The organism is Prauserella sp. PE36, from assembly GCF_003311655.1.
GTDB lineage: Bacteria > Actinomycetota > Actinomycetes > Mycobacteriales > Pseudonocardiaceae > Prauserella_A > Prauserella_A endophytica.
In genome coordinates this window covers 223353-233232 of sequence record NZ_QEQT01000082.1, presented here as the reverse complement: position 1 = coordinate 233232, position 9880 = coordinate 223353, and the positions used below count along the sequence as shown (strand labels likewise).

The following is a 9880-nucleotide window of genomic DNA, read 5'->3' as shown; positions in this document are numbered from 1 at the left end:
GGTCTTTCGGACCCGCTCAGCCCAGGCGGGGGTCGATGCTGCTGATGTTGGCGGCGTTCTGGCCTTCCTGCTGCTCGTAGAGGTCCATGGCGGTCATGCAGTCCTGTCCGGTGTCCACAAGCGACTGGCCGACCGACATCTTGTTGTCCCAGATGGGCCAGGTGCTGGCGGGATACTGTTCCCGCATCGCGGCGCCGAACTTGTCGTCGCCGAACTCCTCGAGAGCGCCGATGTCGGCCCAGCTGCCCGCGTCCCGGAAACCGCTGCCGAGGTCGGTGAGCCGCCCGCCCGCGGACCGGATCGCGGCGGGACTGGTGTTGATGCTGACGTAGCTAGCCACGGTCGGCCTCCCGCTCGGCGACGATGTCGGCGTCACTCCGGAAGGCACGGGCCACCGGATCCGGCCTCCCGGGCTGGAACCGTTCCCTCAGCTCGGCGACCTCGGGCGGAAGCTGCTCGTACATGAGCTCCTGGGACTTCTCCACGACCTGGCTCACCGCCTGCGCCGAGGCGGCGAGGATGGCCGAGCGCAGGGCGTGCGCGTCCGGCCTGCGGAACACGCGCGGATCGATCTCGAGGTCCACCAGCTGCCCCCTCGGCCCTACGACCACCTTCACGGTCCGGTCCGCCGACCACGCCGTGCCGGAAAGCTCCATCAGGCGCTGCTGGGTGTCCGGAATGGACGCCATCGCCTTCCGGAGCTCGCCCATGATGCTCTCCAACGCGGTCCTGCTCGGCATCTCCATGACGCCTCCTCCCGGGTTGCCTCGTGTGGCTACCGTTCTCCTGTGTACGTAACACGCCGGGCGCAAGCCCTGTCCTGTGCCGCCCTCGCGCTCGCGGCGGTCACAGCCGTGCCCGCGCCGGCGCTGGCGCAGCAGTGCCTGCCCTCGGGTGAGCAGATCACGCCGGTGCCGTGGGCGCAGGACCTGCTCGCGCCGGACCTCGCCTGGCAGGCCAGCACCGGGCAGGGGCAGCGCGTGGCCGTGATCTCCACCGGGGTGGACGACTCGCCGTTCCTGGCCGGCAAGGTCGTGGGCAGCGCCGACGTCGCCCCCGCCGACCCGTACGGGCGCGACAGCGGCAAGGCCGACTGCCTCGGCACCGGTACCGGCGCTGCCGGCATCATCGCGGGCGCCGAGCTTCCGGGCATCGGGTTCCGCGGTGTCGCACCGGGCGCGCGGATCCTGTCCGCCAAGGTGGTGGGCGACAGCCATCCCACGGGATCCCAGCCCGCCGACGCGGTTTCGCCCGACACGCTCGCCGACGCCATCGACTGGGCGGCCGGGCAGGACGCGTCGGTGATCGCCGTCTCCTCGGTGTCCTACCGCGACAGTGCCCGGCTGCGTGACGCGGTCCGCCGCGCGCTCGCCGGCGACGCGGTGGTGGTGGCGGCGGTCGGCGACGCGAGCCAGAACGATCCTCCCGGCACGACGCCCTATCCGGCCGCCCATCCGGGGGTGCTCGGCGTCGGTGCGATCACGCGGACCACCGAGATCACCCGGTTCTCCCGGCCCGGCGAGGTCGACCTCGTCGCTCCGGGAGAGGACGTGGTGGTGCCGCGCCCCGGCGGCGGGCTCGGCACGGCGGCAGGCACCGCCTACGCCACCGCCTACGTCGCGGGCGCCGCCGCGCTCGTGCGCGCGTACCGGCCTCAGCTGTCCACTGAGGATGTGGCGCGGCGGCTGCTCGCCACCGCGACCCCGGCGAGCGAGGGCACCGGCAGCGCCGCGTACGGGCACGGCATCGTCAACCCGCACCAGGCCGTGCTCGCCGGGACCGCCGCCGGGGCACCCGTCGCGCTGCCCCCCATGACCACCGAGGCCGCCACGGCCGAGGAGCTCGCCAGGCAGCGGGAGACCGCCCGCAGCACCACGCTGGCGTTCGGGCTCACCGCGGCCGGGGTCGCACTGGCGGCGTTGCTCGCCGCCGTGGCGGTGTTCGGCCCGAGGGGACGCCGCCGCCGCTGGCGCAGCGGCCGGGCAGCCGCTCCCATGGCACACCGGGAGCCGGAGACGCCCGGCCCGCTGGGCGGCCTGTTCGGCGACCGCGGCCGCTGATCCGGTGGCCCGGCCGGGATTCCTTGTCCTGGCAGCGGAAAGTCCCGTGGAGCCGACCCCTGGACCGGCTCCACGGGACCCGCTCAGCCGAACAGTCCCGCGCACCGGTTGTCGATACCGAGCATGTCCGTGCCGGCCTGCTGCGTCGCACAGCCGCTCTGGCGTTCCTTCTCCGCGAACTCGTCGAGCAGGGTGTTGCACTTCGTCTGCGCCGTCGCGTACATCTCCGACGCGCCGCCGTTCCAGTCCTCGGCGCACGTGTTCCGCATCTTCACGCCGAGCTCGGCCACCGCGGCCTTGCATTGCGCCGCGGCCTGGATCAGCAGCGCACCGGTCTCGTCGATGCTGCCGAACTCGTACCTGATCTGTTCTGCCATCGGGCTTCCTCCTTCGTCAGAGTTCCGTCACAGCCGGGAGAAGTGCATACCACCACCGCCGCTGAAGTCGATGCTCCGCGCCGCCGCGGCGCTCTCCTCGTCGCCGCGGGTGACTTCCTGCCGGGTCTGCGTCACGCCTTCCCGGAGCTGCAGCAGCACGGCACGCAACTGCGAGACCGTCTCCTGCGCGGTGGTCTGCTGCTGGGAGAAGGCGGTGTAGCCGTCACCCTTCCAGCCCCCGGACACGGCGGCCACCTGGTTCATGACGCCGTTCATGATTCCCTGGATCTTCGCGTTGGTGTCGTCGATGTGGTTCTCGAGCGCGAGCACCTGCGCCTCGGTCAAGTTGAGAGTCAACGCATGTCACCCCATGAGTCGTCCTGACTGTCCATGGCAAGCTTGCTGGCGGCCGCTGACAGGCCACCGACACCCCGGATTCCCCGGTCCGCCAACGAACCCGCAGGTCGGTGGGCTACGGGAGCACCTGTCCGCGGCGGTACGGGCGCACTACGGCCGCACCGGCACCGCGGGCCGCAGCGCGGCCTCGGGCGACAGTGTCGGCCCTTCGGGAATGCGCTGCACCAGTGCCGCGGGCAGGTCCACCAGCGAGGCCGGGTCGTAGCCCAGCGCGGCCAGCACCTCCTCCGACGGCACCGGGTAGCGCACGCCGGTGTCGGTCACGAGGTTGATCGCGCCCGACTCGGCGCGGTTCGACGGCAGGGCGCGCACGACCGCGGCCCCGCCCGGAGGCACCAGGACCCGGTCGGCCAGCCTGGTGCCGGCTCCGGATTCCACGGTGGTCCGGATGCCCTCCGTGAGCCCGGTCGCGTCGCCGCCGATCGTGACGCGCGGCGCCGTGCGCGCGTCGACGGTCTCGGCGCACAACGGCGCTTCCCCGTCCGAGGGCACCGCTACGAGCTCCGGCGGCACGGCGGGCGGCGCGGGCTCGCCCGTGGCGGGCGCGAGCGCGTCGCTGGAGGGCAGGGAGTTCGCGACGGCGGTGGGGATCTCGGCGGGCTCCACGGCGTACTGCCCGCGCACGATGCGGGTCTGCAGCTCGGTGAGCGCGGCGAGCCCGCCGTCCAGGACGAGGTAGTGCTGCCGCCCCCCGCCGACGGGGTGGTACACGAGATCACCGATGGTGAACCCGCTCGCGGCCGACGACGGGGAGCCGAGACCGTCCACCGGGACCGGGCCGATGTCCTGCCCGGACGGCAGCCCGTTGAGCCATGCGCCACCCACGTCGATCACCGGTTGCCCGGCGCCGTACAGGGACCGCACGACGCTGTCCGGCCGCTCCCCCACGATGCGGTACCGCTGGTTGTGCCAAACCAGGTACGGCGTGCCGTCCTCGGCGTCGCGCACGAGGGCGGCCCGGTCGCCGAGCGGCGAGCCCTCGGGGGCGGACTCGCCGATCCGCAGCGCGGTGGTCGTCGCCGGCGCGCCCGAGGGGTCCACCACCGGCACACTGCACATCGTCCACGGCGTCCCCGCCACGCGGTCCGCGGGCGGCAGCGAGTCGGGGGCGCCGGGGATGCCGACGGTCGGCTCCCTCGGGATCCCGGCGAGGCTGCTGCCCGCGACCCGGTGCGGCTCCGCGCCCGGCTGCCCGGCCAGCAGCCGGGCCGAGGCGTAGTTGAGCACCGGTCGCAACGTGCCGTCGAGGTAGACGTACCGGGTCCCGGTCTCGCGCTCGATGACGATGGAGCCGTCCTCGCGCCAGCCGTCGCCGCCCACCCCCGTGAGCGCGCCGACCACGCCGAAGCCCGCGGCCACGAGCACGGAGATCATCACGCCCCCGAAGACCGCGCCGACCCCCCTGCGCAGCGGGGTCTGCTCGGGATCGGTCTCCCGCACCATGATCGAGGAGACGACGCGTTGCACCAGGAACTGGTACGAGTGCAGCTGGTCCCGCCTGGACGGCATGTCAGCCGATCCCCGCCATGAGCCCCTGAACCAGGGTGAACAGGCCGGTGAGGTAACACGTCAGCGGCACCAGCGCCAGGATCGCCACCACGTCGAGCACGTCGGCGATCCGGCCGAGGTACGGCGAGGGGTTGCGGCGGCTGTAGGTCAGCCCCGCGACGGCGACGAGGCCCGCGATCGCGAGCAGCACCACCAGGAACAGCAGACGGCCGGTGTTGGTCTGGGCCATCGCGACGAAACTCGCCAGCAGCAGGGCGGCGGCCACGGCACCGGCGGTGAGCAGCGGAACCCGTTGGCGGCCCACCGCGAAAAGCCGCGCGCGCAGCAACAGCGCCACCGCCACCGCGCCGAGCAGGATCAGGTTCGCCGCGCCCCCGGACACGGCCAGCACCACCGAGGAGACGACACTCGCGACGGCGAGCCCGGACAACAGGCCGGACAGCATCTCGTCGGTGCGCACCGCCGCGGCGAAGACACCGGACGACGGCGGCACCGGCTCGTCGCTGAACAGGTCCGCCGAGCTCTGCGGCAACGCGGGCATCGGCAGCCTCCCGAGGCGGATGGCGAGCACCGGATACCCCGGCAGCAGCCCGATCCCGGCCGTCAGCACCACCGCGGCCGATCCACCCGCGCCCAGCGGTCCCGCGAGCAGCGCGCCGAGCACGCCGAGCAGCCCGGCGGTGACGGCCGCGGCGAACACCCTCGCCATCGCCGCGACGCCGAGGTGGCCCACCACGCCGAACACCACCACGGTGACGGCCGCCAGCGCCAGTTGCGGCGAGCCGAACTCCACGGGGGCCGCGTGCCGTGGACCGGTCACCAGCCAGCCGCCCGCCAGCGCGTAGAGCAACCCCGTGCCCGCGAGCACGGCGCCCGCACCCGCGTCCGGGACCGCGCGGGCCACCGCGGCCCCCGCCGCCGTCAGCACCACGGCCACGCCCAGGAACGCGAGCCCCGGCAGCAGCCACGGCGGCTCGAACAAGAACAAGAACGACGTGCCCGCCGCCAGCACCACCGCGCACACGGCGAGCGTGCAACGCCGCGTCGCGTCACCGCCCCAGCTGCGGCCGTGACGGCGCGCGCCGCTGGCGATCGTCTCGACGACGTCGTCGTACTCCGGCTCCGGCCAGTCCGCGTGCCCCGGCACCAGGTGCATGACCTCGCCGTCGCGGACCTCCTGCGCGCCCAGCGTCCGCCGCGAGTCGACCCGCGTGCCGTCGGGCCTGCGCAGCACCCAGCCGCCGTGCCGTTCCCCGGCGTCGGGCGCGTCCGCGCCGGCGTGCCGCAGGATGTACGGCAGCAGGTCGGCGACCGCGACGTCCTCGGGCAGGGCGACGTCGATCGACCGTTCCGGCGTCGCGATGGTCACGCGCGCGAGCGCCGTGCCGGAGGCAACTGTCATCGAAGGTCCGTTCGTGTGCTGCATGGCGTTGCTTGAATGGTAGGGACGAGAGGCAAGCGCCACCCCGCGCTGCGCCCGGTCCGTCCACACCAGACGCACGAGGAGTCGATCTTGGGGACCGTGATCGTCAAGCGGCCGCTGCGCCGTCCGGCACCCGAGCTGCCGTCCGGTGACGTGGTGCTGGAGCCGCCGCCGGAGAACCCCTCTCCGTCGGGCAGGAACTGGGCCAGGATGCTGATGATCCTGCCGATGCTGGGCATGGCGGGCGGCATGGCCGTGATGATGGGCGCGAGCAGGGGCTTCGGCCCGCTCATGTTCGTGGCGGGCGGGCTCATCGGCATCGGCCTGCTCGGCATGGTCGCCTTCCAGGTGTTCAGCCAGGCCGGTCAGGGCGCCAGCAAGCAGGACATGATCGTGAGCCGCCGCCGGTACATGCGCAGGCTCAGCCAGCTCCGCGCGCAGGTCCGCGAGACGATCGCCCGCCAGCGCGAGGCCATGCTCTACCGGCACCCCGACCCGGACCGGCTCTGGTCGACCGTGCGCAGCGCCCGGCTGTGGGAACGCCGCCAGGGCGACTGGGACTTCACCGTGATCCGGATCGGGCTCGGCCAGCAGGAGCTGGCGACACCGCTCGTGCCGCCGGAGACCAAACCGATCGACGAGCTGGAACCGCTGTGCGCGATGGCGCTGCGCAGGTTCGTCACCACCTACTCGACCGTGCCCGACCTGCCCGTGGCGGTGGCGTTGCGCGGGTTCTCCCACATCTACGTCACCGGCGACCAGAGCCGCAAGCGCGACTTCGCGAGAGCCCTCGTCGCGCAGCTCGGCGCCTTCCACGCCCCCGGGGACGTGCTGGTGGCCTTCTGCGTGCACCCCGACGAGCGGGAACGCTGGGAGTGGGCCAAGTGGCTGCCGCACGCCCTGCACCCGTCGAAACTGGACGCGGTCGGCCAGCTGCGCCTGGTGGCGTCCAGCGTGACTGCGCTGGAGGCCATGCTCGACGACGTGCTCGCCAACCGGCCGCGGTTCGACGCGCGGTCGGCTCCCGTCGACGGCGCCGCGCACCTCGTCGTGGTGCTGGACGGCGGCGCGAAGGACGGCTCCGAGCACCTGCTGGTGGAGGGCGGCACCGAGGGTGTCACGCTGCTCGATCTCACCGACGCCCCGCCGCGGATCCTGGACGCCACCACGCTGGTGCTGGAGATCGCCGACGACGGCACGCTCAGCAGCCGCACCATGGACGGTTCTGGCGCCGTGGGGCGCGCCGACGCGCTCGCGGAGCCCGACGCGCACGCGCTCACCCGCGCGCTCGCGCCGCTGCGGCTGTCTGCGCTGGCCGTCAGCGGGGAGCAGCCGCTCGCCGGGACCCTGGAGCTGACGGCGCTGCTCGGGCTCGGCGACCCGTACGAGTTCGCCCTTTCGCGGGCGTGGGCCGCCCGGTCCAACCGCGACCGGCTGCGCGTGGCTATCGGGGTACAGGCCGACGGCAGGCCGATGGAGCTGGACCTCAAGGAGTCGGCGCAGGACGGCATGGGCCCACACGGGCTGCTGGTCGGCGCCACCGGATCGGGCAAGTCGGAGCTGCTGCGCACCCTCGTGCTGGCGCTCGCGGTCACCCACGACCCCGAGATCCTCAACCTCGTGCTGGTGGACTTCAAGGGCGGGGCGACGTTCGCCAGGCTCGACCAGCTGCCGCACACCAGCGCCGTGATCACCAACCTCGCCGACGAGCTGCACCTCGTGGATCGCATGCTCGACGCCATCCAGGGCGAGCTGCTGCGCCGCCAGGAACTGCTGCGCAAGGCGGGCAACTACGCCTCCCAGCGCGACTACGAGAAGGCCCGCGCCGCCGGAGCGCCGTTGGAGCCGCTGCCCGCACTGCTGGTGATTGTCGACGAGTTCTCCGAGCTGCTCACGGCCCGCCCCGACTTCATCGACATGTTCGTCCAGATCGGACGCGTCGGCCGCTCGCTCGGCGTGCACCTGCTCCTGGCCTCGCAGCGGCTGGAGGAGGGCAAGCTACGCGGGCTCGACTCGCACCTGTCGTACCGGATCGGGCTGCGGACGTTCTCCGCGATGGAGAGCCGCGCCGTGCTCGGGTTCCCGGACGCTTACCAGCTGCCGCGCTCCCCCGGCAACGGCTACCTCAAGACCGGCACCGACGAGCTCACCCGGTTCCGCGCCGCCTATGTCTCCGGCATCCACCGGCGCGAGGGCTCCGAGCGCGCCGCCGGGGCGGGCGGCACGAGGGCCGACCCGGTGCAGGACTTCTCGACCCGCTACGCCGTACCGGCCACCGACACCCCGGCCGAGGAGGCGGCGCCTGCCGAGACCGAAGACGAGGGCGGCGAGACGTTGCTCGACGTGCTGGTGGAGCGCATGCGAGGGCAGGGCAAGGCCGCCCACCAGGTGTGGCTGCCGCCGCTGGCCGAACCGCCGACGCTCGACCAGCTGCTGGCACCGCTCGTGCAGCACCCGGAGCGGGGGCTCACCACCGAGGTCGCCGAGGAGCACGGCGCGCTGCGGGCCGTCGCCGGGATCATCGACATGCCGTTCGAGCAGAAGCGCGAGACCTACCGGCTGGACCTCGCGGGCGCGGGCGGCAACGTGGTCGTCGTCGGGGGGCCCCGCAGCGGCAAGACCACCGCGGTGCGCACCATTCTCGGCAGCCTCGCGCTGACCCACACGCCCGCCGAGGTCCAGTTCTTCTGCCTCGACTTCGGTGGCGGCGGGCTCACCGCGATGCGCGAGCTCACCCACGTCGGCGGCACGGCGACCCGCCGCGACACCGACCAGGTCCGGCGCAGCGTCGCCGAGGCGCACAACCTGCTGCTCGAGCGCGAACAGCGGTTCGCAGAGCACGGCATCGACGGCATGGCCACCTACCGGCGGCTGCTGCGCTCCGGCAAGTTCGCCGAGGACCCGTTCGGCGACCTGTTCCTCGTCGTGGACGGCTGGACGACGCTGCGCACGGAGTTCGAGGATCTCGAGCCGGTGGTCGGCGAGCTGGTGAACCGCGGCCTCGGCTTCGGAGTGCACGTGATCGCGACGTGCAACCGATGGATGGACCTGCGCATGAACACCAAGGACATGTTCGGCACCAAGCTCGAGCTGCGGCTGGGCGACCCCGCCGACTCCGCGGTCAACCGGCGCAAGGCGGCCACGGTGCCCGAGCAGACGCCCGGCCGTGGACTCACCCCGGACGGCATGCACTTCCTCACCGCGGTGCCCAGAGTGGACGGACGCTCGACGGACGCGGAGCTCACCGAGGGCGTGAGCCACTTCGTCGGCGCCGTGAGCGACGCCGCGCCGGGGCCGGCCGCCCCGCGTGTGCGGCTGCTGCCGTCGCAGCTGCCGTACTCCACGCTGCCCGCTCCCGACGAGCGGGGCATTCCGATCGGGATCGCCGAGAGCGACCTGCGCCCGGTGCGCCTCGACTTCGAGACCGAGCCGCACCTGTTGCTGCTCGGTGACGTCGAATGCGGCAAGAGCACGTTCCTGCGCGCGCTGGCCACCGGCATCATGGCGCGCTACGGGCCCGAGCAGGCCCAGATCGCGCTCATCGACTACCGGCGCAGCATGCTCGGGCTGGTTCCCGAGGAGTACCGCATCGGCTACGCCACGAGCCGCTCGACCGTGGATCAGATGGTGGGGCTGACGGTGAACGCGATGACGAAACGGCTGCCCGGCGGCGACATCACGCCGGAGCAGCTCCGCGACCGCAACTGGTGGAGCGGTCCCGAGCTGTTCGTGCTCATCGACGACTACGACCTCGTGGTGCCGCACGCGCACGACAACCCGCTGACGCCGTTGCTGGAGTTCATGACCCAGGGCCGCGACATCGGTCTGCACCTGGTGGTCACCCGGCGCACCGGCGGCGCGGCAAGGGCCCTGTTCGACCCGGTCATCGCTCGCATCCGGGACCTCGCCTCCCCCGGCATCCTGATGTCGGGCAGCAAGGAGGAGGGTCCGCTGCTGGGCAACCTCAAGGCACAGCCGCTGCCGCCCGGCCGCGGCCGGCTGATCACCCGGCGCTCCGGGGCACAGCTGGTGCAGCTGGCGCACCTGCCACCGGGGGTTGCGCCGTGAGGGTTGACTTCTTGGGGACAGCACTC

Annotated in this window: 8 protein-coding genes; 2 read left to right on the top strand and 6 right to left on the bottom strand. The window is 73.0% G+C overall.

Annotated elements, in window-relative coordinates; all coding sequences use genetic code 11:
* Window positions 1–16 precede the first annotated feature (16 nt).
* Both DI005_RS23520 and DI005_RS23515 read right to left on the bottom strand, forming a co-directional pair.
* A complete protein-coding gene (locus tag DI005_RS23520; RefSeq protein WP_112269700.1) occupies window positions 17–340 on the bottom strand; it encodes a hypothetical protein in 324 nt (107 codons plus the stop codon).
* Entirely contained in the window at window positions 333–746 is a 414-nt protein-coding gene (locus DI005_RS23515) for a YbaB/EbfC family nucleoid-associated protein (protein WP_113643573.1), read from the bottom strand. The genes DI005_RS23520 and DI005_RS23515 overlap by 8 nt, the downstream gene beginning before the upstream one ends.
* A 42-nt stretch (window positions 747–788) precedes the next feature.
* On the opposite strand from DI005_RS23515, the gene DI005_RS23510 reads away from it, so the two are divergent.
* Window positions 789–2060: a S8 family serine peptidase gene (locus DI005_RS23510; protein ID WP_158559892.1), complete on the top strand. Its 1272-nt coding sequence runs from the start codon at window positions 789–791 to the stop codon at window positions 2058–2060.
* Between the two features lie 83 nt (window positions 2061–2143).
* Here the strand turns inward: DI005_RS23510 and DI005_RS23505 are convergent, their stop codons facing one another.
* The 4 genes from DI005_RS23505 to eccD form a co-directional block, all read right to left on the bottom strand.
* On the bottom strand, window positions 2144–2437 hold the full coding sequence (locus tag DI005_RS23505) for a hypothetical protein (RefSeq protein WP_112269696.1): 294 nt from the start codon (window positions 2435–2437) through the stop codon (window positions 2144–2146).
* A gap of 27 nt (window positions 2438–2464) precedes the next feature.
* Window positions 2465–2782 carry a WXG100 family type VII secretion target gene (locus DI005_RS23500; RefSeq protein WP_158303053.1) on the bottom strand — a complete coding sequence of 106 codons (318 nt, stop codon included), beginning with the start codon at window positions 2780–2782 and terminating at the stop codon, window positions 2465–2467.
* A 162-nt stretch (window positions 2783–2944) separates the two neighbouring features.
* A complete protein-coding gene (eccB, locus tag DI005_RS23495) occupies window positions 2945–4363 on the bottom strand; it encodes a type VII secretion protein EccB (protein ID WP_113643550.1) in 1419 nt (472 codons plus the stop codon).
* Between the two features lies 1 nt (window position 4364).
* Complete coding sequence (gene eccD, locus DI005_RS23490; protein WP_112269690.1) at window positions 4365–5765, bottom strand: type VII secretion integral membrane protein EccD; 1401 nt, start codon at window positions 5763–5765, stop codon at window positions 4365–4367.
* Between the two features lie 120 nt (window positions 5766–5885).
* Here eccD and eccCa point away from each other — a divergent pair, with 120 nt between their 5' ends.
* A complete protein-coding gene (gene eccCa, locus DI005_RS23485; protein ID WP_369973615.1) occupies window positions 5886–9854 on the top strand; it encodes a type VII secretion protein EccCa in 3969 nt (1322 codons plus the stop codon).
* Window positions 9855–9880 lie beyond the last annotated feature (26 nt).